1 tRNA gene and 1 rRNA gene are annotated in these 610 nt (G+C 47.9%); both read right to left on the reverse strand.

What is annotated here, in order from left to right:
- Positions 1–185: 185 nt before the first annotated feature.
- Positions 186–261: transfer RNA gene (locus DA373_RS16075), tRNA-Glu, on the reverse strand.
- A 229-nt stretch (positions 262–490) separates the two neighbouring features.
- Positions 491–610 (reverse strand): 16S ribosomal RNA (locus DA373_RS16080); the annotation flags it as partial.

Genomic DNA, 610 nt, shown 5'->3' on the forward strand with positions numbered 1-610 from the left:
GGTACACTCATGAAGGCGGTACGCATCGTGTGACTGATGCTTACAACACATTTCGCCAAGAAGTTCCAAGACACTTGCAGTATCAAGAACTACTTTTATTCATCAGCTTTTTCCGAATTGTTAAAGAGCAGATTTCACTAAGAAATCAAAGCTAAACAGCTTTTTAGCTTTGCATTCTCAAGGAATGGCGTCCCCTAGGGGATTCGAACCCCTGTTACCGCCGTGAAAGGGCGGTGTCCTAGGCCTCTAGACGAAGGGGACAAAAATCATGGGTGCGAAGCTTCGCTTCGCAATGATTTTTGTAAAGGCGAGTGTCGAGCTCTGCGAGACCGAGCGGCAAGAAAAGATTCCGACCTGTGCTGGGCTTGGCTGAGCTGATGATGGATGCAACTGACTGTAGGCTAATCAGTTACAACGCCTTTTCAAAACCAAAAGCGCTCTGCATATCAAGCAAACTGTGTGAACACTCAGCAGACGCTGAGAATTAAGGTAAGGAGGTGATCCAACCCCAGGTTCCCCTAGGGTTACCTTGTTACGACTTCACCCCAGTCATGAATCACTCCGTGGTAAACGCCCTCCCGAAGGTTAAGCTATCTACTTCTGGAGCAAC

The organism is Oceanimonas marisflavi (assembly GCF_003049725.1).
Lineage (GTDB): Bacteria > Pseudomonadota > Gammaproteobacteria > Enterobacterales > Aeromonadaceae > Oceanimonas > Oceanimonas marisflavi.